This is a genomic window from Actinocorallia herbida, assembly GCF_003751225.1.
Taxonomy (GTDB): domain Bacteria; phylum Actinomycetota; class Actinomycetes; order Streptosporangiales; family Streptosporangiaceae; genus Actinocorallia; species Actinocorallia herbida.
This window is the reverse complement of record NZ_RJKE01000001.1, coordinates 1,286,934-1,307,929: the sequence shown is the minus strand read 5'-3', so window position 1 is coordinate 1,307,929 and position 20,996 is coordinate 1,286,934. Positions and strand designations below refer to the sequence as shown.

The window sequence follows — 20,996 nt, the reverse complement described above, 5'->3', positions numbered from 1 at the left end:
AGAGACAAGAAACGGTTGTATCTGAAGCATCGGTTCAAGGCTATGGTGAGCAGGACGTTAAAAGTGTCAGTGACTGTCGATAGCGTTGGGATCATGAGCGTAGGGAACCCCCCCGGGACCGAAAGGCCCCTTCCAGGTCAGACCGGACCGGCGATGCCGGGACCGGTCCGCTCCTTCGTGTTCTTCGTGGCCCTGGGCGGCGGAGTGACCGTGCTGTCCAGCGTCCTCCTCTCCCTCTTCGGTGTGGTCAGCGACGTCCCGGCGCAGCTCGTCGCGGTCAACGCCCTGATCACCGTGGTCGGCACCATCCTGTCGACCGAGCTGCACCGCAAGATCACCTTCCGCAGCGGAAGGCGCGGTCTCCGGATGCACGCCGAGTCGGCGCTGACCGCCTTCGGGGCGTTCGCGGCGACGTCGGTGGCGATGATCGTGCTGCGCGCCCTCCACCCGAACCCGAGCGTCCTGCTGGACCAGAGCGTCTACCTCGTCGCGTCCGCCGTCGCGGGGACCGTGCGCTTCATCGTCCTGCGCATCATGGTCTTCTCCAAGCGCCTCGGCGGCCTGGACGACCGCGACACCGTCGCCCTCGCGGCCTGACCGCACCACCCGCCTGACGCATCACCCGCCTGACCGCACCGCACGCCGACACCCGCACGACGAAGCCCGGCCCCTCGGAGGGACCGGGCTTTTCCGTCTGCTCCGTGATCTCGTCTCGGCTCTCTCGCCCCATCCGGGGGCGTCAGAGGCCGACGCAGGCCAGGGCGCGGCGGTAGGCGTCGCGCCGCTGGCCCTCCTCGCCGGTCTCCCCCAGCAGCTCGGCGAGGTCGAACCACGCCTGAGCGGCGTCGCGGGTGGACTCCATCTCCTCAAGGCAGGTCGCCGCCTTGGTGAGGAACCCCAGCGCCTCGCCGCGGCGGCCCAGCCGCACGTGCGCCTCCCCCAGGACCGTCAGCGCCCAGGCCGACGAGCGGCGGGGCTCCTCGCCCAGCAGCGCGAGCGCCTGCCCGGCCAGCTCGATCGCCTCGGCCGGACGGCCCAGCATCGTCTCGGCGCGGGCCAGCTCGGTCAGGCACCAGGCGGTGTCGACCTCGCCGGCGGCGCTCCCCTCTATCCCGGCGCGCGCCTGCACGAGCACCTCGCGCGCGCGCTGGGCCTCCGACGGACGGGCGCGCAGGAGCAGCGAGGCGTAGGCGAGCTTGAGGCGGGACAGGTTGCGCGCGTCCTCGTCCTCGCCCAGAAGGCTCAGCGCCCGTTCGGCCTGCGCGACGCCGCGCTCGTACTCGCCGCGCATCTCCGCGACGTAGGCGGCCTCCCAGTAGGCGGCGATCCTGGCCTGGACGGTGCCGATCCGCTCCGCCCGGGAGATCAGGTCGTCGGCGAGCTGTCCGGCGCGCACCAGGTCGCCGCGCTCGATGCAGCAGCCGAGCAGGGTCGCGCCCAGGTGCACCGCGGCGTCGGTGAACTCGCCGCCCGCGATCGCCAGGCGGCGCAGGGCCTCCTCGGCCACCTGGACGCCCGCGCTGGTGTCGCCGCGCTCGCGCAGGCAACGGCTGAGCGCCACGTGCGCACGGGTCCAGTGGTCCCGGTCGTACTCCAGGGACGCCCCCGAGGAGATCTCGCGCAGGGCGGTGATCGCCTCCTCCAGCGCGCCGCCGGCCTCCAGCGCGAGCGCGTGGCCCCAGCGGGCCTGCTTGAGCATGTCGGGCAGCGCCAGCGCGTCGGAGTGCGCGAGCACCTCGGCGAACCTGTCGCGGGCCTCGGCCGCCGCGCCGTTCTGGAGGGCGATCTCCGCGTACTCCAGGGTGACCCGCAGCTCGTCGACGATGTCCTCGCTGACGCCGCTGACGAGGTAGGTCGCCGAACAGTTGAGCTTGCGCGCGAGGAGCTCGATGACGCTCGGCGCGGGGACCCGCTTGTCGCTCTCGATCAGTGAGATATAGCTGTCCGACAGTTCGGGAAAGGCCAGCTGTGCCTGGCTGACGCCCAGCTTGATCCGGAGATTCCTGATCCGGTCCCCCAGAGTCTCTTGACTCACTGCCGCCCGCTCCTCTTAGCTTCCAGTCATGAACCGTAAGCGCACAGTCATCGCCGTTCGGGCCGCCGTGGCGGTCCTGACGATCTCGGGAGCCTTCGGACTCCTTCTGGCACCCGCGACCGCCCACGCCACGCCCAGTGGCATCGGCCCGCGCGTGCATTGTTGCTGATTCGGCAGCGGTCCGCCCTTACATCGCACGAAGTGCCAGGAAAAAGTCGACTCTGTCCTCCAAAGTCGAGAGATCCCGGCCCGTCAGCTCCTCCACCCGCCGGATCCGGTACCGCAGGGTGTTGACGTGCAGGTGCAGCGCCGCGGCGCACTTGTTCCAGGATCCGGAGTGGTCGAGGAAGGCCGCGAGGGTCGCCACGAGGTCGGAGTTGTGCTCGCTGTCGTAGTCCTGGAGGGGGCGCAGCAGCCGCTCCCGGAACGAGCGGCGCACCCCGTCGGGCACGGTGGCCAGCAGCAGCGCGTGCGAGTGGATCTCGTCGCTGGTCACCACATGGGCGCGCCCGGCCCGGCGGGCCGCGGCGAGCCGCCGGGTGTGCCTGGCCTCCTCGACCGCGCCCCGCAGCATCGACGGCCCGGTCGCCGGGCCGCTCACGCCCACGGTGAGACGTTCGCGGACCAGCCCGGCCTCCAGTAGCACCGCGGCCTCCCGGAGGCGCTCCACCAGCCCCTGGACGCCGTCCTCGGCCCGCACGACCGTCACCGCCTCGCCCTCGATCGCGGTGACCGCGGTCGCCTCGGGCATCAGCTCGCGCAGCACCTCGACGCCCTCCGCCGTGTCGGTGCCGTAGGCGTCCCCTAGCGCGCAGGCCACCGCGACGAAGGGACGGGCCGGGTCGAGCCCGCAGGTCCGCATCCGCGCGCCGATCTCGGCGGGCTCGGTCAGCGCCGGGTCGAGCAGCTCGCCGAGCAGCCGCCGCTCGACCTTCTGGCCCTCCTCCAGCCTCGCCCGCTCCAGCGCGGCGAGGGCGGCGAGCTCGTGGGCGGACTCGCGCACCTCATCCGGCAGGTCGGCCAGCTCCCCCTCGCAGGCCAGGAACCAGCCCGCGACGCGGTGCGCGGCCCTGCTGTTGATCGGCAGAAGGGTCCGGGGCCCCTCCGGCCCGCCCATGACGACCTGCGGAAGCCGGGCCGCGGTGAGGTACTCGGCGGCGAGCCGCCGGGCGTCCGGCGGGTCCTGGCCGGGGCCGACCACCACCCGGCCGGTCGGGGACAGCACCCAGCAGGCGCGGCCCAGCTCCGCCTGGGTCACCTTGAAGACCGACTCCAGCCCCGAGCCCTCGGCGACCGAGGCGATCAGCCGCCGGTGCCGGCCCAGGACCGTGGCGAGGCCCGCGGCGCGCTCGGTGGTGAGCCGCCGGGTGACCAGCTCGCTGATCGCGCCGAAGGACAGCTCCCGGGAGACCTCCAGCAGCGGCAGCCCGCGCCGCGCGCACGCCTCGCGCACCCGGGCGGGCACCTCGTCGTGCTCCGACAGCCCGACGCCCAGGGCGGTCGCCCCGGCGTCGACGAGATCGTCGACGAGGTCCTCGGGGCGCTCGCGCAACTGCGGCCCGATCAGCCCGGTGAGCACCAGCTCGTTGCCGGACAGGTAGCGGCCGGTCTCGACGAGCTCGGTGAGGTACACCCAGCGGATCGGCCGGTCGAGCGCGTGCTCGCCGGAAAGCAGCACGAGGCCCAGCTCGCCCATCTCCAAGAGGTCCCTCAATCGCACAGGCCCAGGCTAGTGGGCGGGAGGATGGGGGCATGAGCATCACGATCAAGGTGGTCGACACCGTCCAGGGCCGGCCGGCCCGCGACATCCCGGCCCGGCTCGACGCCTACGACGGCACGACCTGGGGACCCGTCGGCGAGGACGTCACCGACGCGGCCGGGCGGATCGCCTTCGACGCGCCGGGCGACGGCCCGTTCCGGGCCCGGCTGGGGGTCGGCCAGTACTTCCGAAGCGCCTTTCCCGAGGTTCAGGTGATCTTCGATCCGGCGGCGGGAAGGAGCCTTCATGTGCACATCGCACCCCACGCGTACTCGGCGGCGGTGGTCGCGGAATAATCCCGTGTGAAAGTCTCACCGTAGGAGGATCTGCATGGCCGCGGCCGGTATCGACCGTTTCTTTCAGGTGTCGGCGCGGGGCAGCACGGTGCCGCGCGAGCTGCGCGGCGGCGTCACCACGTTCGTCGCGATGGCCTACATCCTCCTGCTGAACCCGATCATCCTCGGCGGCGCGTCCGACGTCACCGGCGCGCAGCTCTCGGTGCCGCAGCTCACCGCGATGACCGCGCTGTCGGCGGCCATCGGCACCCTGCTCATGGGCCTCGTGGGCAACGCGCCGATGGCCGTCGCCGCGGGCCTCGGCATCAACGCGGTCGTCGCCTACCAGGCCGCGCCGCACATGCTGTGGAGCCAGGCGATGGGCCTGGTCGTGCTGGAGGGCGTCATCATCATCCTGCTCGCCGTCACCGGCGTGCGGGAGCTGATCATGAACGCGATCCCGCTCGCGCTCAAGTACGCGATCACCGCGGGCATCGGCGCGTTCATCGCCCTCATCGGCATGGTGGACGCGGGCTTCATCAGCGGCGGCGGCGGCACGGTCCTCGCCCTCGGCCCCGGCGGCGGCGGACGGCTGACGGGCTGGCCCGTCCTCATCTTCGCCTTCACCCTCGTCCTCATGGTCGCGCTGTACGTCCGCAGGACGCCGGGCGCGATCCTCATCGCGATCGTCGCGGGCACCGTGCTCACGATGATCGTCAACGCGTTCGCCGACATCAAGGACGAGGCGTGGGGCCTGGTCGTGCCGAAGCTGCCGGAAGGCGTGCTCGGCCTGCCCGACTTCCATCTGTTCGGCCAGGTCGACCTGTTCGGCGGCTTCGGCAGGGCCGGGTTCATCACCGCGCTCGTCGTGCTGTTCACCCTCGTGCTCTCCGGCTTCTTCGACGCCATGGGCACGATCGTCGGCCTGAGTGAGGAGGCCGGGACCGTCACCGAGGACGGCAGGGTCCCCGGCCTCGGCCGGATCCTCACCGTCGACGGCGTCACCGCCGCGCTCGGCGGCATCACCAGCTCCTCGGCCAACACCGTGTTCGCCGAGTCGGCCGCGGGCATCGGCGAGGGCGCCAGGACGGGCCTGGCCAACATCGTCACCGGCCTGCTGTTCACCCTCGCGCTGTTCTTCACCCCGCTGGCGTCACTGGTGCCCGCGCAGGCGGCCGCGCCCGCCCTCATCGTGGTCGGCGCGCTGATGATGAGCCAGGTCGGCAAGATCGACTGGCGCGACCCCGAGATGGTCATCCCCTCGTTCGTCACCATCGTCTCGATGCCGTTCACCTACTCGATCACCAACGGCATCGGGCTCGGCGTGATCGCCTTCACCGTCGCCCGCACCGCGCTGGGCCGCAAGGTGGCCTGGCCGCTGTGGGTGATCTCGGCGATCTTCCTGCTCTACTTCTTCCTCGACCCGCTCCAGCGGCTCTTCGGTATCGGGTAGGACACTCTGGCCTCGGCGACACTTGCACCGGGCTTGAATGGAGCGATCCCCTGAAAGATCCGCCAGGAAGGCACGACGAGGTGGCTTCACCCACCGGGCACGTTCTCATCGCCCCGGACAAGTTCAAAGGCTCACTGACCGCCTCGCAGGTCGCCCGGCACGTCGCCGCCGGGCTGGCCAGGCACCGCCCCGGCGTCCAGGTCACCACCCTGCCCGTCGCCGACGGCGGCGAGGGCACCGTGGAGGCCGCGGTGACCGCCGGATTCACCCTCCACCGGGCCGAGGTGTCCGGGCCCACCGGGCAGCCCGTCGAGGCGGGCTACGCGGTGCGCGGCGACGTCGCGGTGGTGGAACTGGCCCAGGCCGCGGGCCTCGACCTCCTGCCCGAGGGCAGGCCCCAGCCGATGACCGCGACCAGCGCGGGGACCGGCGAGCTGATCCTCGCCGCGGTGCGCGGCGGCGCCCGGCGCGTCGTGCTCGGGCTCGGCGGCAGCGCCTGCACCGACGGCGGCGCGGGCATGATCACCGCGCTCGGCGGGCGGCTGCTGGACGCCAAGGGCGCCCCGCTCCCGCCCGGCGGCGCCGCCCTGCGCGGCCTGCACGCCCTCGACCTGCGCGGGCTCGCCGACTTGGGCGGCGCCGAGGTCGTCGTCGCCTCCGACGTCGACAATCCGCTGCTCGGCAGGCAGGGGGCCGCCGCGGTGTACGCGCCGCAGAAGGGCGCGACCCGCGAGGGCGTCCAGGTGCTGGAGGCGGGCCTGCGCCGATGGGCCGACCTCGCGGAGGCGGCCACCCGCACCCCGTCGCGCGACAAACCGGGCGCCGGGGCCGCGGGCGGGGTCGGGTTCGCGGCGCTGGCCTTCCTCGGCGCCCGCGTCGAACCCGGCATCTCCTACCTGCTCGACCTGCTCGGCTTCACCGAGGCGCTGAGCGGGGCCCGGCTCGTGATCACCGGCGAGGGCAGCCTCGACCCGCAGACCCTGCGCGGCAAGGCCCCCGTCGGGGTGGCCCGGGCCGCGGGCCGGGCGGGCGTGCCCGTCGTCGCGGTGGCCGGGCGGCGCAGCCTCACCGGCGAGCAGCTCCGCCGCGCCAGGATCAGCGCCGCCTACGCGCTCACCGACATCGAGAGCGACCCCGAGCGCTGCATGCGCTCCGCGGGGCCGCTCCTGGAGGAGCTGACCGTCGCCATCGCCGACGAATGGCTCCGCTGACCCAGGTGCCGCGAGCCCGTGCCGGGGCGTGGGAATGCACCGGAATTCCCCCTTTCCCGGTAGGGGGCTTTCAGTACGCTGTAAGCCCCTCGTTCACGGCACCGGAAGGCACTCCATGACGGAATCGCAGCAGGAGTGGGCGGCCAAAGGCATCGACATCACGGTCCCGAGCATCGCGCGGGCTTACGACGTCGTGCTCAACGGCACGGACAACTTCGCCGTCGACCGGGCCTTCGTCGCCGAACTCGTCAAGATCGTCCCGGAGATCTACGACGTCGCCACCTACAACCGCGAGGCGCTCAAGCGCGGGGTCGAGTACCTGATCTCCCAGGGGGTCAGGCAGTTCATCGACCTCGGCTCGGGCCTCCCGACGGTGCGCAACACCCACGAGGTCGCCCAGGCCGCCGACCCCGGCGCCCGGGTGGTCTACGTGGACAACGACCCCATGGTGAAGGTGCACGGCAGGGAGATCCTCGCCGCCAGCCCCGGCACCGCGGTCGTCAGCGGCGACCTGCGCGACCCCGCCGCCGTCCTGGCCTCCCCCGAGGTCACCGGGCTCATCGACTTCACCGAGCCCGTCGCGATCATGCTGATCGGCATCCTGCACCACCTGCACGACGACGAGGACCCCCAAGGCATCGTCGACGCCTACATGGCCGCCGTCCCCGCGGGCAGCCACCTGTTCATCACCAGCTTCTGCGCCTCGAGCCCCGAGGCGCGCGCCGCCGAGCAGCAGTTCCTGGCGATCCTCGGCACCGGGCGCTTCCGCACGGAGGCGGAGATCACCGCGTGGTTCGCCGGGCACGGGCTCGTCGAGCCGGGCGTCGTACCGAACCCGCTGTGGCGGCCGGCGGGCCCGGTGGACGAGACGGCCCTCACCGTCGGCCAGAAGCTCATGTACGGAGGAATCGCCCGCAAGGGCTGAGCCGGGCTGACACCCTGTCACGAAGAAGGGCCCCGCACCGACACAGTGAAGATGTCCTCCCCTCCCCCTCCGGCCGCACCCTGGAGGTGGTGGGCGACGGCGCCGCGCTGTGTGCCACCGGGGAGGACACTGTGTCGGGCAACACGGCGGGCAGCGCGAAGGTGGGCGTGCCCCGCGAGACCAAGAACCACGAGTACCGGGTGGCGATCACCCCCGCGGGCGCGCACGAACTCGTCAGGCACGGACACGAGGTCCTGGTCGAGGCGGGCGCGGGGCTCGGCTCGTCGATCACCGACGAGGAGTACCTGCACGCCGGGGCGAAGATCGTCGACACGGCCGAGGAGGCGTGGGGCGCCGACCTCGTGCTCAAGGTCAAGGAGCCCGTCGAGGCCGAGTACGGGCTGCTGCGCCGCGGCCAGGTCCTGTTCACCTACCTGCACCTGGCCGCCTCGCGCGCCTGCACCGACGCGCTCCTCGCCGCGGGCGTCACCGCGGTCGCCTACGAGACGGTGCAACTGCCGAACCGCGCGCTGCCGCTGCTCGCCCCCATGTCGGAGGTGGCCGGAAGGCTCGCCCCGCAGGTCGGCGCGCAGTGCCTGCTGCGCCAGGAGGGCGGGCGCGGGGTGCTGCCCGGCGGTGTCCCCGGGGTGTCCCCCGCCAAGGTGCTGGTCATCGGCGGCGGCGTCTCCGGACTGAACGCGGCGCAGATCGCCGCGGGCATGGGCGCGGACGTCACGGTCATCGACGTGAACGTCGACCGGCTGCGCGCCGTCGACGAGATCTACCAGGGCCGGATCACCACCCTGATGTCGTCGGCTTACGAGATCGAGAGGCAGGCGGTCAAGGCCGACCTGGTGATCGGCGCGGTGCTCATCCCCGGCGCCAAGGCCCCGACCCTGATCTCCGACGCGCTCGTCGCGCGGATGACGCCCGGCTCCGTCCTCGTCGACATCGCGATCGACCAGGGCGGCTGCTTCGAGAACTCCCGGCCGACCACCCACGCCGACCCGACCTACCCCGTGCACGGGTCGGTGTTCTACTGCGTCGCCAACATGCCGGGGGCCGTCCCCAACACCTCGACGCGGGCGCTCACCAACGTCACCCTCCCCTACGCGCTCGCGCTGGCCGACAAGGGCTGGCGGCGCGCGCTGCGCGAGGACCCCGCGCTCGCCCTCGGCCTCAACGCCCACGATGGGGCGCTCACCCACGAGAAGGTCGCCCAGGCGCACGGCCTGGCCTTCACCCCGGTCGTGGAGGTCCTGGCCTGACCCGCGCTGTCCGAGCCGCCCCCCGCCCGACCTGACCTGGGGCGGCGCCGCCGGGGCGCGTAGCATGATCGGCATGGGCGAACTGGTCATTCTGCGGCACGGCGAGACCGAATGGAGCCGGACCCGCAAGCACACCGGCAGGACCGACATCCCGCTGACCCCGCGGGGCGAGGAGCAGGCCAAGGGCCTCGCCCCCTGGGTCGCCGGACGCGACATCGCCTTCGCCTTCTGCTCCCCCGCCGCGCGCGCACGGCGCACCGCCGAACTCGCCGGAGTGCCCTCGCCGGAGACCGAACCCGACCTCTGGGAGTGGGACTACGGCGGCTACGAGGGCCGCACCACGGCGGAGATCGGGCGCGACCTGCCCGGCTGGTGGATCTGGAAGGACGGGGTCGTGCCGGGCGCGACCCCGGGCGAGACCGTCGAGGCGGTGGGCGACCGGTGCGACCGGGTGATCGCCAAGGCCAAGGCGCACCTCGCCGAGGGCGACGTGGCGCTGGTCGCGCACGGACACGTCCTGCGCATCCTCACCGCGCGCTGGCTGGGCCTGCCCGCCCGGGACGGACGGCTCTTCGCCCTCGACACCGGCACCGCGAGCACCCTCGGCTTCGAACACCGCCGGGAGGTCATCACCTCCTGGAACATCCCGCCGTCCGCCTAGGCCCCCGGCCGGACGACGGCTCGGGTCAGACGACGGCTCGGTCAGACGACGGCGTAGCCCGCCTCCTCGACGGCGGCGCGGACCGCGTCGTCGGTGAAGCCGTCGCCGGAGACCGTCACCAGGCCGCCCGTGAGGTCGACCGCGACCCCGGTGACGCCGGAGACCTCGCCGACCTCCTCGGTCACCGAGGCCTCGCAGTGCCCGCAGGTCATGCCCTGGACGGTGTAGGTGCGCTGGGTCATGCCGAATCATCCTCCATGCCGCCGGACGGTGGGACACCTACCGGGTAGGGGTATGTGAATCCGGAGCAGAGCATACCCCGGAGGGGTTGGGTAGGCTGGAGGACCCCGCCCCGACGCCGGCCTCCGCGCCCAGTCCGGCGCCGCCCCCGACACGTAGAGGACCGCCATGACCACGCGCGGCTACACCGCCTCCAAGGACGACCTCCAGGCGCGGCTGCGGCGGATCGAGGGCCAGGTGCGCGGGATCGAGCGCATGGTCACCGACGACCGCTACTGCATCGACGTCCTCACCCAGATCAGCGCGGTCCAGGCCGCCCTCGACAAGGTCGCGCTCGGGCTGCTCGACGGCCACGTCAGGCACTGCGTCGCCGAGGGCGCGCACGAAGGCAAGTCCGAGGAGATGTCCACCGAGCTGATGGCCGCGGTGGGCAGGCTCATGCGGCGGGGTTGAGCGAGTCCCTCGTCAGCGCGTAGGCGCGCTTGGCGTCGGGACCGTAGCGCAGGCCGGGCGGCACCAGGTGGGTGGTCCGGTACAGGCCCTTGAGCGCGAGGGTCGTCGCGAGGTCCGTCGGCAGGCCGGGCAGGCCGTACATGCGGCGGGCCCAGCGCGGCAGGGTCCCCACCACGAGGGTGGCGATGCCGGGCGCGGCGAGCTTCAACGGCAGGAACGGCGGCGGCACCGGCGGGTTGAACAGCCTGCGCAGGCCGTCCTTGGCCTCGTCGCAGGCGAACAGCCGCGGCCGCATCCCCGCGTAGTAGTCGGCCATCTCCGCGACGGACGCGGGCACGTCGCCCGGGTCGAGCCCGACGACGGCGGCGGACCTGCGCTGCTCGTCGACGAACCTGTCGCAGTCGGCCCGGGTGAGCGGGATCCCGGACCGGCGGGCGATGTCGAGGTAGGAGTCGACCTCGCCCATGTGCACCCACAGCAGGTTCTCCGGGTCGTCGACGGGGAAGACCTCGCCGGTCCGCGGATCGACCCCGCTGAGGTGGGAGTGCAGGTTCCGGATCCGCCGGCCGATCCGCTCGACCTCGTCCGTGGGCTCCCACGTCCTGACCCTGACGAACTCGATCGTCCGGCCCAGCCGGGCCCAGGCCGCGTCCTTGTCCATCAGGTCGGAGTTCTGCGCGGTCCCCCACATCGAGTGCGGGTGCAGGGCCTGGAGCAGGAGGGCGCGGAAGCCGCCGACGGCGAGGACCGGTTCGGCCATCACGCGCCACGTCACCGACCCGGGCCCGAACATCCCGTGATCCGCCACGGCCGCCTCCTGAGGGGTGTGCTAGGTCATATCCCCTTATTTCACCGTACGTTGGGGACGCTAAACAGGAGTGCAAACCCCCGGCGCGGCAAACTCCCGGGCGTCAGGGCAAAGAAGATCGACGCCGCGCGGGGTCGGCGCGGGGTCAGGTTGCCCGGGCGAAGCGGAGGGCCGGCCATTCCGGGATCAGGTCCCAGACCGCCTCTCCGGTGGTGAGGGCGTGGCCATGGGCCTCGGCGCGGACGACGGCCTCGGTGAGCGGGCCGTCGGACGGCCAGGTGAGGCAGAGCGTGCCGGAGGGCGCCAGAGCGCCGGCCAGCTCCGGAAGGGTCTCCTCCAAGGCCTCGCGATCGGGGCAGAAGGCGACGATCACGTGCCAGGAGGGTTCGCCGGAGCCCGGCCTCGGGGTGTCGGGCAGGGCTGAGGTGAGGAGGACGTCGGCGGGGAGCTCGCCGAGGTCGAAGGCGGGCGGGGCGCCGACCAGGAGCACCCGGGAGTGCTCGGCGATGCCGAGCGCGCGCGCCAGGTGCCCGGTCATTCGACGATCTCCAGATCGTCCTCGTCCGCGGACTCCAGGGCGTCCTCGTCGTCGTCCTCGTCGGCGGTCTGCTCGGCGACCCAGGCGAGGTAGTCGGCGCTGCCCGCGATCCCGGTGGCGATGATCTCGGGGGTCTCGTAGGAGTGCCGGTCGGCGATCAGCTGGGCGAGCTGCGGATACCTCTCGGCGGTGGTCTTGAAGACGACCATGTACTCCTCGGCGGTCTCGATCTCCCCCTCCCACCAGTAGGTGCTGGAGATCGGGCCGACGACCTGGGCGCACGCCGCGAGTCGCTCGGCCACGGCCGCCGAAGCCAGTTCACCCGCCTCCGCGCGCTCATCGGTCGTGGTGGTCACCTGCACGTACGCCTGCGCCATCGAGGGCTCCTCCCGCAGCCTTGATCGTAACAACTGGACACCGGGCGTGGGGTGGGTTATGTTGTACTCATATCGAGAAGAACTCATCTTGAGAATGACCACCGAGACCAGGGAGCCACCGTGACGGAAGACGCCTTCCTCGCCGACTACGACCCCTCGCGCTACCCCGCGGTGGCCGTGACCGTCGACGTGGTGGCCCTGACCATCCGCGACGGGGTCCTGCACGTCCTCCTGGTGGAGCGCGGCGAGGCCCCGTTCCAGGGCCGCTGGGCGCTGCCGGGCGGGTTCGTCAAGGTCGGCGAGGAGAACCTGGACCAGGCGGCCGCGCGGGAACTCGCCGAAGAGACCGGCTTGTCTTCCCCCTCCCGGGTGCACCTGGAGCAGCTCGCCTCCTACGGCGACCCGGGACGCGACCCGCGCATGCCGATCATCTCCGTCGCCTACCTCGCGTTCGGCCCGGAGATGCCCGACCCCCGCGCGGGAAGCGACGCCTCCGACGCCGCCTGGGTGCCCGTCGCGTCCCTCGGGCTGACCGCCTCCGGCGCGCAGCCTCCGGGCGCCACCCGGCGGCTCGCCTTCGACCACGCGCGGATCCTGTCCGACGGCCTTGAGCGCGCGCGCGGCAAGCTCGAGTACACCCCGCTCGCCACGGCCTTCCTTCCCGGCACGTTCACGATCCCCGAGCTGCGCGCCGTCTACGAGTGCGTCTGGGACGAGGCCCTGCACGCCGGCAACTTCCACCGCAAGGTGCTGTCGGTCCCCGGCTTCATCGAGGGCACCGGCGACACCACCGCCTCCGGCGGCCGCAAGGGCGGGCCGCGCGCCCGCCTCTACCGCGCCGGAGACGCCAGGCTCCTGCACCCCGCCCTGCTGCGGCCCGCCTCGGAGGAGGACATCCGATGACCCCCGACGAGGCGCTCGCCCTGCTCGACCGGCCCGCAGCCGAGATCTTCGGGGCCGACGAGCGCGAGGCGCGCCGGCGCTACCACCGGCTCGCGCGGCTGCTGCACCCCGACACCGGCGCGGACGCGACGGCCTTCGCCCGGCTCACCGCCAAGTGGCACGCGCACACCGGCGGGACCGTCCTCACCACCCGGCGCGGCGCCTACCGCGTCGGCGCGCGGGTCGCCCGCGGGGACGTCGCCGACCTGTTCGCCGTCGAGGACCTGTCCGGCGCCGGGGGCGGGCTGCTGCTCAAGCTGCCGCGCGACCCCGCCGACAGCGACCTCATGGACCGCGAGGCGACGGCGCTGCGGCGTCTCGCCGAGCGGGGCGACCCCCGGTACCTGCCCTACGTGCCCCGGCTCGTCGAGAGCATCAAGCACGACGGCAGGCGCGGCGCGATCCTCTCCCGCGACGAGGGCTTCCACACCCTCGCCGAGGTGGCCGCCGCCCGGCCCGGCGGGCTCGACCCGCGCGACGCCGCCTGGATGTGGCGGAGGCTCCTGGTCGTCCTCGGGTTCGCGCACCGGGCCGGGGTCGTGCACGGCGCGGTGCTGCCCGGCCACGTCATGATCCATCCGGAGATGCACGGACTCGTCCTGGTCGGCTGGGGCCAGTCCGTCACCGACCCGCCCGGCCGCGTCCCCCTCATGGTGGACGCCTACGCGGCCGACTACCCGCCCGAGATCGTCGCCCGCGAACCCGTCACCGCCGCGGCGGACGTGTTCCTGGCGACCCGCTGCATGACCGCCCTGATGGGCCCGCTGCTGCCGCCGCCGATGCGCGCCTTCGCGCGCGGCTGCACGCAGCCTTCGCCGCGACTCCGCCCCGCCGACGCGTGGGCGCTGCTCGGCGAGCTCGACGAACTGCTCGACCGCATGTACGGGCCGCGCGTCTTCCGGCCCTTCACCCTCTAGACCGTCTTTCACCCCCGCACGAAAGGAACCCCGACATGGGCAGCGGAACCTGGTCGACCAACGTCTACGACGCCGCCGCGAGCTACCGGAAGGCCACCGGCGCCAGCGCGTTCGCGCACAGCGACTCCGGCGCCCGGCAGGTCCACGAGGCGCTCGACCCCCTCAACGCGTTCCGGGAGAGCCGCGACGGCGACGACCACCCCGAGTCGCTCGCCATCGCCGTCCTCTTCGACGTCACCGGCTCGATGCGCACCGTCCCGCGGGCGCTCCAGACCAAGCTGCCGAACCTGCTCGGCCTGCTCCAGCGCAAGGGCTACGCGACCGACCCGCAGATCCTCTTCGGCGCGATCGGCGACGCCACCTGCGACCGCGCCCCGCTCCAGGTCGGCCAGTTCGAGTCCGACAACCGGATGGACGACGATCTCGGCCGGATCCTGCTGGAGGGCGGGGGCGGCGGCCAGATGACGGAGTCCTACGAGCTCGCGCTGTACTTCATGGCCCGGCACACCGCCACCGACTGCTGGGAGAAGCGGCGCAAGCGCGGCTACCTGTTCCTCATGGGCGACGAGCTCGCCTACGCCAAGGTGAAGAAGGCCGAGGTCAAGCGGATCATCGGCGACGAACTGAAGGCGGACATCCCGATAGCCGAGATCATCCGGGAACTCACCGAGAGGTGGGACGTGTACTACATCATCCCGGCCGGGACGTTCCACGGCGATGACCCGAAGCTCACCGAGTTCTGGCGCGGCCTGCTCGGCCAGAACGTGCTCTTCCTGGACGATCTGGACGCGGTGTGCGAGACCGTCGCGCTGACCGTCGGACTCGCCGAGGACGCCATCGACCTGCACGAGGGGCTCGACCACCTCGCCGAGGTCGGCTCGACCGCGGGGGCCGCGGTGTCGCGGGCGCTCTCGCCGCTCGACCGGGGCGCCGTCGCCCGCACCAGCGCCCCGCTGGACCTCGGCGACGACCTGCCGCGCGGGACGACGCGGCTGTGAACCACGGGCACACGATCGTCGTCGACCTCGGGTACGGCGACGCCGGCAAGGGCACCGTCGTGGACTGGCTGTGCGCCCGGGAGGGCGTGCGGCCGGTCCGCGCGGTGGTCCGGTTCAACGGCGGCGCGCAGGCCGCGCACAACGTGGTGACGCCCGATGGCAGGCACCACACCTTCGCGCAGTTCGGGTCCGGCACCTTCACCCCCGGCGTGCGCACCCACCTTTCCCGGTTCATGATGGTCGACCCTTTGGCGCTCGCCTCCGAGGCCGACCACCTGCGCGCCCTCGGCGTCCCGGACGCGCTGGAAAGGCTGACCGTGGAGGGGGACGCGCTCCTCACCACGCCGTACCACCGCGCCGCCAACCGGGCCAGGGAACTGGCCCGCGGCGCGGCCCGGCACGGCTCGTGCGGCATGGGCGTGGGCGAGACCGCCCGGTACGCGCTGGCGCACCCGGACGCGCCGCGCGTGGCCGACTGCCTGTCCCCCTCCCGCCTGCGCCGCGCCCTCACGGCACTGCGTACGCGGGTCCTGGAGGAGTTCCCCTTGGCGGAGGTTCCTCCGGTCGAGGACTGCGTGGCGGCGTTCACCGGGTTCGCTTCGGCCGTCGAAATCGTCGGGGATCCTTACCTGCGGCGTCTTCTGGCCGAAGGACCCGTCGTCTTCGAGGGCGCGCAAGGCGTCCTGCTGGACGAACTCCACGGCTTCCACCCCTACACGACCTGGTCGACGACCACCTTCGCGAACGCCCTCGAACTCCTGGACGGAGCCGACGCCTTCCGCCTCGGCGTCGTCCGCAAGTACGCGACCCGCCACGGCCACGGCCCCTTCGTCACCGAAGACCCCGACCTGGCCTTCCCCGAACCCCACAACACCGCCCACGTCTGGCAGGGCGCGTTCCGCCGCGGCCACTTCGACGCGATCGCCCTCCGCTACGCCCTCCGCGCCTCCGGCGGCGCCGACGCCCTGGCCGTCACCCACGCCGACGCCCCCGACGTCCACCTCTGCACCGCGTACAAGGGCTTCGACACCCTCCCCGTCCACGCCGACCTGACGGCCCAGGAATCCCTGACCCGCGCCCTCCTCACCGAGCGCCCCGTCTACACCGGCAAGGTCTCCTCCCCCGCCGACGCGGCCGCCGCCCTCGGCCTCCCCCTCGTCCTGGAGTCCCACGGCCCCGCGCACACTGATAAGAAGGCCCTCTCCCTGATCTGAGCGCCGCCCTTCGCCCGGCGTTCGAAGAACGTTCGCGGATCCTCCTGCTCGACGCCTCAGGTGAGCCGACGAAGACCGTCGCGGACGGGGATCCTTTGGAATTCGCCGCCGACGCCGACTTCAGCGTCCTGGAGCTCGCAGGGTCGGAGAACGGCCTCCTGCGGTTCCGCCACGGCGACCGCGACCTGATCCTCCCGCACCAGACCGGCCTCCCCGCCTCCGTCGCGGGCCCCTTCGCCGCGTGGACCGCCGCCGACCCCGCAGGCACCGGCTGGCTCTACGAAGCCGCACCGCCACCGCCCTCCGCCTTCCCGGTTCGCCGGCGTCCGTCGTCCTCACCGGCTCCCACCTGCTGTGGACGACCGGCCAGGACGCCCCGATCCCTTCCGCCGCCCCTGACGAGATCGTCGCCGTCTTCTCTCTCGCCGACACCGTCCACCTCCTCCCCCTGTCCGCCCTCGCCTCGTAGCGGGGTCACCGGAACCAGTCCGTCGAACGGGGTTCTAGGCTGGCGCGGGATTCTCAACCGCCCTCGCCCCGGGAGATCACTTGCGCCGCCTCGCCCTCGGTCTCGTCGCCGTCGCCGTCGCCGCCTCGGCCGCCTGCTCGTCCCCCGGGACGGTGCCCGCCGCTCTCAGGCCGTCCGCGGTGCCGAGTCCCGCGGTCGTGCGCGATCTCGCCCAGACCCATGGCTTCGCGGACGACGTGACGGAGGCGTTCGACGCCGAGGTGCGGCCCGGTCTTCGGCTCCTCGCCAAGACCGTGACGCCGGACGGGCTCGTCGCCGGGTCGCTGCTCGACGGGGAATCCCGGGCGCACGCGATCGTGCTCGTCGACCCGAAGACGGGAAAGGTAGAGGAGACTGCGCGCGAGCAGCGCCCAGCGAAGGACGCCGTGGACACACCCCAGTTCCGGCCCATCGCGGCCGACGGCGCCCACGTCGCCTGGATCGAGGCGACGCCCGGCCTGAACTACACGGACGCGAAGGTCATGCTCTACGACCGCGCGAAGAGGACCACGTCGGTCGTCGCCGAGACCGGCCGCAAGGAACCGGCCTGCGCCCCTAACGACGGCCTCTTCCTCACCGCAGGCCGCCTGTGGTGGACGGCCTGCGACGGCTCCGCCGACCAGGCGGTCTTCTCCGCCGCCGTCGCCGACCCGGCGCCCGTGGTCCGTGCCGCGCACGCGGGGCTGCTGGGCGTCGCCGAGGACGGAGACGTCGTCGTCAGGCAGAGCCTGAAGGGCGACGACCCCGGACAGGTTCTGAGGCTGGCCCCGGACGGGACGCGCAAGGAGGTGATCTCAGAAGGCGGCCGCCTCCTCATGGCGGCGAGCGCCGACGTGACCGTCTTCTCCGACGCGAACAGGACCGAACTGCGCCTGCGCCACGACGGCCGCGAGGAGTGGGTGCCGCACCGGACCTCGGCCGCCCCCGTCGCCGCGGGCCGCTTCGCCGCCTGGACCGCCGAAGACCCCGTCGGCACCGCGTGGCTCTTCGACACCGGGACCGACACCGTCTACCGCCTCCCCACCCCCTCGTTCGCCGTCCTCACCCCCGATCACCTCCTCCTCGCCGACTCCTTCTCCGCCCCCGGCGAGTACTCCCTCCTCCCCCTCTCCACCCTCTTCGCCTGACCTCGTGCCCCACGCCGACCGGGCCGGTAGGCCCGCGATCCGGAGACCGCCCTAAGCTTGCGCGACTTCCCCAAATCTGAGCTTGGAATCCGCTTTGTTGCGCTTTGTCGTGATGTGCTCGCTCGTGGCCACCGTCGTCGCGTGCGCCGGGCCGTCCGCTCCCCAGGCCGGGACGGGCGGCACCCCGGTCGTCATGGACCTCGCCGAGGCGCACCCGGGCGCGGCGGCGGCGATCGTGTCGTTCAGCGCCCGGATGCGCCCGGGGCTGCGGCTCCACGCCGCCACTGTGACACCGGACGGGCTCGTCGCGGGCTCCCTCCTGGACGCCCGGCGGCTCACCCGCTCGCTGGTCCTCGTCGACCCCCGGACGGGCCGGGCCACCGCCACCCTGCGCGAGAACCCGTCGGACGACCCGGCGGACGGCGTCCGGTTCCGGCCGGTCGTGGCCGACGACCGCTACGTCGCCTGGGCCGAGACCTCGTTCTCCGACGAAGACTGGAAGATCATGCTGCACGACCGGCGGAGCGGCCGGACCCGCGTCGTCGCCGACGGGTCGAAGTGGCGCTCCCGGTGCGGCATCGGCCTCTCCCCGATCTTCCTCGCCGAGGGCCGCCTGTGGTTCTCGGCCTGTTCACCCGGCCCGCAGGGCACGCCCTCCGTCTACTCGGCCGACCTCGCCGCCCCGAAGCCCCGGCTCTGGCGCACGGCCACGAGCCTCACCGGCTTCGGCCCCGCCGGCCGCCGCTTCGCCACCCTCCACACGGGAGACACCTGGATGCCCCGGGGCACCGTGATCCTCGACGCCGAGGGGCAGATCGTGGAGCACGTCCCGGAATCCGGGCCCAGAGGGCTCTCCGCCGAACTGAGCGTCTGGCGGAACGGCGAAGGCATGAGCGGGCTTCGGCTGCGGCACGGCGGAAGGGACTGGGACCTGCCCCACCAGCCGTCGTCCGTCGAGGCGGCGGGCCCGTTCGCAGCGTGGACCACCGTCCCCACGGCCGAGACGCCCATCCCCTCGATCTGGCTCTACGACAGCCGCACAGCCACCGCCCTGCGGCTCTCCGACACCGACAACAACGCGGCCTTCAGCCTCACCCAGGCCCATGTCCTGTGGACCGACAGCGCAACACACGGCGAAGACGGACCCCGCCCCGAGACCCTCCACCTGCTGCCCCTCCCCGCTCTCACTTCCTGATGACCCGCGAAGCCTCAGGCGTCCACGATGAAGCGCACCTCGCGGCGGCCGTCGGGCAGGCTCCGGGAGGACCACTCTTTGGCGAGGGCGTTCAGGAGCCAGAGGCCGCGACCGTGCTCGTCGTCGTTTCCGGCGAGGCGGGCGACGAGGGGTGCGCCGCCGCCTCCGGCGTCGACCACGCCGATGCGGACGCCGCCGTCCGCGGTCTCGGCGGTGAACTCGACGAGGCCGCCGGGCAGCCGCGAGTCGCTGTGCGCGCAGGTGTTGGCGAGGGTCTCCGACAGGAGCAGCACCGCCGTGTCGTGCCAGGGGTGAGCGCGGCCCAGCCAGGCGCCGAGCACATGGCGGGCACGGGCGACCTGCGCCAGGTCGCCCGGCAGCACGACGGTGACCCGCCCGGGGCACCCGCCGGAGCCGGTCACGCGGCGGCCGTCCCGGCCAGATGCGCCGCGACCCGGTCGACGTGGCGGACGTCCGCCCACCGGCCGCCCCACGCGCACACCCAGCCTCCGGCCCGCTCGGCCGCCGCGACCGCGAGCATCCCGGACACCGCCCGCCCGACCCGCAGCACCGCCCCGCCCGACGCGGGATTGACGAGGTAGGAAGGGCACCCCCGCTCGCCGAGCCCCCGGCACAGGTCGGCCAGCAGGAGAAGGCGCGTCACGTTCGCGGGCACCGCCCGCGCCGCCGCACCCTCCCCCACCCAGCCCGGCCATGCTCCCCCGAACCGCGCACTCGCCATGACAGAAGCACTCATCTTCACCGCTCCGGTTCTCGATGGACCGATGCGCTCAGCGCGCGGGAGATCCCCCGATCGCACGCCGGAACGCATCCGTCTCACTACTCTTTGAGTTTGAGATGCACTCCGCTTTCTTGTCCAGCACGTTTATGAACTAGCTCAAAAATTCAAGGCTCAGAATTACCTGCAACCGGCCCGAAAAGGACGAACCGTGAGCGGAAGATTTCCCAGGACCAGCCCGACGGTGCGACGGAGGCGGCTCGCTTCCGAGCTGCGCAGGCTCCGAAAGGAGCAAGGGAAGACCCGGGAGGAGGCCGCGAAGTACGCGGGAATCGCACCGGCGACCGTCACAAGGATGGAAGCGGCACTTCACGCGCCGAAGCCCGCCGACGTCCTCGCCTTGTGCAGGCTGTACGGCCTGGACGACCGGCGCACCGAGCTCCTCGTCACCTTCGCACGGCAGAGCCGCCAGCGCGGCTGGTGGCAGCGTTACGGAGGAGCCATCCCCGATTGGTTCGCCTTCTACGTCGGACTCGAGGAGGAGGCGGCCGAGATACGCACCTATCAGCCCGAACTGGTCCTGGGCCTGTTCCAGACCGAGGCCTACATCCGCGCCGTCATGCGCTCCGGGATCACCGTCCCCGATGGCGATGAACTCGAACGCAAGGTCTCAGTACGCCTCAAGCGACAGGAACGACTCACCGAAGCCGGGCCCATCGACGTATGGGCGGTCCTTCACGAGAGCGCTCTGCGCACCGAAGTGGGCGGACGCGCGGTGATGCGCGAGCAGCTCCACCACCTCGTGGAGCTGTCCTGGCGCAACAACATCACGCTCCAGGTCCTTCCGTTCTCCGCCGGATCCCACCCGGGCAACGCAGGCGCCTTCGAGCTCTTCTCCTTCGCCGAGCCCGCCGACCCCGAGGTCGTGTACGTCCAATACCGCCTCGGCTGCCTCTACCTGGAGGATTCCTCGGACATAAACGCCTATTCTGAAGTCTTCGACCATCTAAGGGCCCGAGCACTCAGTCCCGATGACTCCCGGGCGATCCTCGACCGGATCGCCGGCGAGATGATCTGACCCGTGCCGGTGCTCGGGGACACCTGGAAGAAGCGATGCCTGAACAACCCCGTATCACCCCATGGCGCAAAAGTAGCCATAGCGACGAGAACGGCTCGTGCGTAGAGGTCTCCGAGAGCGACGCGGTCGCCGTGCGGGATTCGAAGAATCCCGGGCTGGGGGCGTTGGAATTGTCGCGGCGGGCGTGGCGGGCGTTCGCGGGCGGGGTGAAAGAGCGGGGGTGATCGCGGTGCGGTGAACTCCGGGCCGGTTCTCCCCGTCTACCGGTCGGCGCG

Annotated in this window: 25 protein-coding genes; 17 read left to right on the top strand and 8 right to left on the bottom strand. The window is 72.5% G+C overall.

Annotated features, from left to right (window positions below; all coding sequences use genetic code 11):
- Window positions 1-153 precede the first annotated feature (153 nt).
- Window positions 154-597, top strand: coding sequence for a GtrA domain-containing protein (locus tag EDD29_RS06240; protein ID WP_123663168.1), 444 nt, complete (start codon window positions 154-156; stop codon window positions 595-597).
- Window positions 598-739: 142 nt separating this feature from the next.
- On the opposite strand, the gene EDD29_RS06235 is transcribed toward EDD29_RS06240, so the two are convergent.
- Together EDD29_RS06235 and EDD29_RS06230 are read right to left on the bottom strand one after the other, a co-directional pair.
- The gene (locus EDD29_RS06235; protein WP_246052542.1) at window positions 740-2,035 is read right to left on the bottom strand and encodes a helix-turn-helix domain-containing protein; all 1,296 of its coding nucleotides are present in this window, start codon (window positions 2,033-2,035) and stop codon (window positions 740-742) included.
- A gap of 187 nt (window positions 2,036-2,222) precedes the next feature.
- Window positions 2,223-3,755, bottom strand: coding sequence for a PucR family transcriptional regulator (locus EDD29_RS06230; protein WP_123663166.1), 1,533 nt, complete (start codon window positions 3,753-3,755; stop codon window positions 2,223-2,225).
- Between the two features lie 32 nt (window positions 3,756-3,787).
- Here EDD29_RS06230 and EDD29_RS06225 point away from each other — a divergent pair, with 32 nt between their 5' ends.
- The 6 genes from EDD29_RS06225 (at window position 3,788) to EDD29_RS06200 (ending at window position 9,587) form a co-directional block, all read left to right on the top strand.
- Window positions 3,788-4,090, top strand: a complete 303-nt coding sequence (locus EDD29_RS06225; protein ID WP_123663164.1) for a hydroxyisourate hydrolase — start codon at window positions 3,788-3,790, stop codon at window positions 4,088-4,090.
- Between the two features lie 34 nt (window positions 4,091-4,124).
- Window positions 4,125-5,522, top strand: a complete 1,398-nt coding sequence (locus EDD29_RS06220; protein WP_123663162.1) for an NCS2 family permease — start codon at window positions 4,125-4,127, stop codon at window positions 5,520-5,522.
- 80 nt (window positions 5,523-5,602) lie between these two features.
- On the top strand, window positions 5,603-6,733 hold the full coding sequence (locus EDD29_RS06215; RefSeq protein ID WP_246052541.1) for a glycerate kinase: 1,131 nt from the start codon (window positions 5,603-5,605) through the stop codon (window positions 6,731-6,733).
- Window positions 6,734-6,848: 115 nt separating this feature from the next.
- Window positions 6,849-7,658 carry an SAM-dependent methyltransferase gene (locus EDD29_RS06210; RefSeq protein WP_123663160.1) on the top strand — a complete coding sequence of 270 codons (810 nt, stop codon included), beginning with the start codon at window positions 6,849-6,851 and terminating at the stop codon, window positions 7,656-7,658.
- 131 nt (window positions 7,659-7,789) lie between these two features.
- Entirely contained in the window at window positions 7,790-8,926 is a 1,137-nt protein-coding gene (gene ald / locus EDD29_RS06205; RefSeq protein ID WP_123670305.1) for an alanine dehydrogenase, read from the top strand.
- 73 nt (window positions 8,927-8,999) lie between these two features.
- Complete coding sequence (locus EDD29_RS06200) at window positions 9,000-9,587, top strand: histidine phosphatase family protein (protein WP_123663158.1); 588 nt, start codon at window positions 9,000-9,002, stop codon at window positions 9,585-9,587.
- A gap of 41 nt (window positions 9,588-9,628) precedes the next feature.
- Here the strand turns inward: EDD29_RS06200 and EDD29_RS06195 are convergent, their stop codons facing one another.
- On the bottom strand, window positions 9,629-9,829 hold the full coding sequence (locus EDD29_RS06195) for a heavy-metal-associated domain-containing protein (RefSeq protein ID WP_123663156.1): 201 nt from the start codon (window positions 9,827-9,829) through the stop codon (window positions 9,629-9,631).
- A gap of 166 nt (window positions 9,830-9,995) precedes the next feature.
- On the opposite strand from EDD29_RS06195, the gene EDD29_RS06190 reads away from it, so the two are divergent.
- Entirely contained in the window at window positions 9,996-10,280 is a 285-nt protein-coding gene (locus EDD29_RS06190) for a metal-sensitive transcriptional regulator (RefSeq protein WP_123663153.1), read from the top strand.
- On the opposite strand, the gene EDD29_RS06185 is transcribed toward EDD29_RS06190, so the two are convergent.
- From EDD29_RS06185 to cutA, 3 genes are all read right to left on the bottom strand, one after another.
- On the bottom strand, window positions 10,264-11,088 hold the full coding sequence (locus EDD29_RS06185) for an oxygenase MpaB family protein (RefSeq protein WP_246052540.1): 825 nt from the start codon (window positions 11,086-11,088) through the stop codon (window positions 10,264-10,266). The genes EDD29_RS06190 and EDD29_RS06185 overlap by 17 nt on opposite strands.
- 145 nt (window positions 11,089-11,233) lie before the next feature.
- The gene (locus EDD29_RS06180) at window positions 11,234-11,626 is read right to left on the bottom strand and encodes a hypothetical protein (protein WP_123663151.1); all 393 of its coding nucleotides are present in this window, start codon (window positions 11,624-11,626) and stop codon (window positions 11,234-11,236) included.
- Complete coding sequence (cutA, locus tag EDD29_RS06175) at window positions 11,623-12,003, bottom strand: divalent-cation tolerance protein CutA (protein ID WP_123663149.1); 381 nt, start codon at window positions 12,001-12,003, stop codon at window positions 11,623-11,625. The genes EDD29_RS06180 and cutA overlap by 4 nt, the downstream gene beginning before the upstream one ends.
- A 120-nt stretch (window positions 12,004-12,123) precedes the next feature.
- On the opposite strand from cutA, the gene EDD29_RS06170 reads away from it, so the two are divergent.
- The 7 genes from EDD29_RS06170 (at window position 12,124) to EDD29_RS06140 (ending at window position 18,904) form a co-directional block, all read left to right on the top strand.
- Window positions 12,124-12,906 carry an NUDIX hydrolase gene (locus tag EDD29_RS06170; protein WP_123663147.1) on the top strand — a complete coding sequence of 261 codons (783 nt, stop codon included), beginning with the start codon at window positions 12,124-12,126 and terminating at the stop codon, window positions 12,904-12,906.
- Window positions 12,903-13,862, top strand: a complete 960-nt coding sequence (locus EDD29_RS06165) for a molecular chaperone DnaJ (protein WP_123663145.1) — start codon at window positions 12,903-12,905, stop codon at window positions 13,860-13,862. Before EDD29_RS06170 ends, EDD29_RS06165 begins: the two co-directional genes overlap by 4 nt.
- A 35-nt stretch (window positions 13,863-13,897) precedes the next feature.
- Complete coding sequence (locus EDD29_RS06160; protein ID WP_123663143.1) at window positions 13,898-14,860, top strand: hypothetical protein; 963 nt, start codon at window positions 13,898-13,900, stop codon at window positions 14,858-14,860.
- On the top strand, window positions 14,857-16,074 hold the full coding sequence (locus EDD29_RS06155; RefSeq protein ID WP_211359572.1) for an adenylosuccinate synthetase: 1,218 nt from the start codon (window positions 14,857-14,859) through the stop codon (window positions 16,072-16,074). The genes EDD29_RS06160 and EDD29_RS06155 overlap by 4 nt, the downstream gene beginning before the upstream one ends.
- Window positions 16,075-16,315: 241 nt before the next feature.
- Window positions 16,316-16,543: a hypothetical protein gene (locus tag EDD29_RS06150; RefSeq protein ID WP_123663141.1), complete on the top strand. Its 228-nt coding sequence runs from the start codon at window positions 16,316-16,318 to the stop codon at window positions 16,541-16,543.
- Window positions 16,544-16,623: 80 nt separating this feature from the next.
- The gene (locus EDD29_RS06145; RefSeq protein WP_123663139.1) at window positions 16,624-17,709 is read left to right on the top strand and encodes a hypothetical protein; all 1,086 of its coding nucleotides are present in this window, start codon (window positions 16,624-16,626) and stop codon (window positions 17,707-17,709) included.
- Window positions 17,710-17,806: 97 nt separating this feature from the next.
- Window positions 17,807-18,904 (top strand): hypothetical protein, encoded by a 1,098-nt coding sequence (locus EDD29_RS06140; protein WP_148085887.1) that lies wholly within the window; start codon window positions 17,807-17,809, stop codon window positions 18,902-18,904.
- Between the two features lie 14 nt (window positions 18,905-18,918).
- Here EDD29_RS06140 and EDD29_RS06135 read toward each other — a convergent pair whose 3' ends face one another.
- Both EDD29_RS06135 and EDD29_RS45275 read right to left on the bottom strand, forming a co-directional pair.
- The gene (locus EDD29_RS06135) at window positions 18,919-19,326 is read right to left on the bottom strand and encodes an ATP-binding protein (protein WP_170201308.1); all 408 of its coding nucleotides are present in this window, start codon (window positions 19,324-19,326) and stop codon (window positions 18,919-18,921) included.
- Window positions 19,323-19,661, bottom strand: a complete 339-nt coding sequence (locus tag EDD29_RS45275) for a hypothetical protein (protein ID WP_170201307.1) — start codon at window positions 19,659-19,661, stop codon at window positions 19,323-19,325. Before EDD29_RS45275 ends, EDD29_RS06135 begins: the two co-directional genes overlap by 4 nt.
- A 193-nt stretch (window positions 19,662-19,854) precedes the next feature.
- Here EDD29_RS45275 and EDD29_RS06130 point away from each other — a divergent pair, with 193 nt between their 5' ends.
- Window positions 19,855-20,721: a helix-turn-helix domain-containing protein gene (locus tag EDD29_RS06130; RefSeq protein ID WP_123663133.1), complete on the top strand. Its 867-nt coding sequence runs from the start codon at window positions 19,855-19,857 to the stop codon at window positions 20,719-20,721.
- 35 nt (window positions 20,722-20,756) lie between these two features.
- Complete coding sequence (locus EDD29_RS06125) at window positions 20,757-20,945, top strand: DUF397 domain-containing protein (RefSeq protein WP_123663131.1); 189 nt, start codon at window positions 20,757-20,759, stop codon at window positions 20,943-20,945.
- Window positions 20,946-20,996: the final 51 nt, after the last annotated feature.

Excerpts from the sequence above, each read along its gene's own strand:
- EDD29_RS06240 (WP_123663168.1), top strand. The coding sequence starts at position 154 with ATGCCGGGACCGGTCCGCTCCTTCGTGTTCTTCGTGGCCCTGGGCGGC.
- EDD29_RS06225 (WP_123663164.1), top strand. The coding sequence starts at position 3,788 with ATGAGCATCACGATCAAGGTGGTCGACACCGTCCAGGGCCGGCCGGCC.
- EDD29_RS06220 (WP_123663162.1), top strand. The coding sequence starts at position 4,125 with ATGGCCGCGGCCGGTATCGACCGTTTCTTTCAGGTGTCGGCGCGGGGC.
- EDD29_RS06210 (WP_123663160.1), top strand. The coding sequence starts at position 6,849 with ATGACGGAATCGCAGCAGGAGTGGGCGGCCAAAGGCATCGACATCACG.
- EDD29_RS06200 (WP_123663158.1), top strand. The coding sequence starts at position 9,000 with ATGGGCGAACTGGTCATTCTGCGGCACGGCGAGACCGAATGGAGCCGG.
- EDD29_RS06195 (WP_123663156.1), bottom strand. The coding sequence starts at position 9,829 with ATGACCCAGCGCACCTACACCGTCCAGGGCATGACCTGCGGGCACTGC.
- EDD29_RS06190 (WP_123663153.1), top strand. The coding sequence starts at position 9,996 with ATGACCACGCGCGGCTACACCGCCTCCAAGGACGACCTCCAGGCGCGG.
- EDD29_RS06180 (WP_123663151.1), bottom strand. The coding sequence starts at position 11,626 with ATGACCGGGCACCTGGCGCGCGCGCTCGGCATCGCCGAGCACTCCCGG.
- cutA (WP_123663149.1), bottom strand. The coding sequence starts at position 12,003 with ATGGCGCAGGCGTACGTGCAGGTGACCACCACGACCGATGAGCGCGCG.
- EDD29_RS06165 (WP_123663145.1), top strand. The coding sequence starts at position 12,903 with ATGACCCCCGACGAGGCGCTCGCCCTGCTCGACCGGCCCGCAGCCGAG.
- EDD29_RS06160 (WP_123663143.1), top strand. The coding sequence starts at position 13,898 with ATGGGCAGCGGAACCTGGTCGACCAACGTCTACGACGCCGCCGCGAGC.
- EDD29_RS45275 (WP_170201307.1), bottom strand. The coding sequence starts at position 19,661 with ATGAGTGCTTCTGTCATGGCGAGTGCGCGGTTCGGGGGAGCATGGCCG.
- EDD29_RS06125 (WP_123663131.1), top strand. The coding sequence starts at position 20,757 with ATGCCTGAACAACCCCGTATCACCCCATGGCGCAAAAGTAGCCATAGC.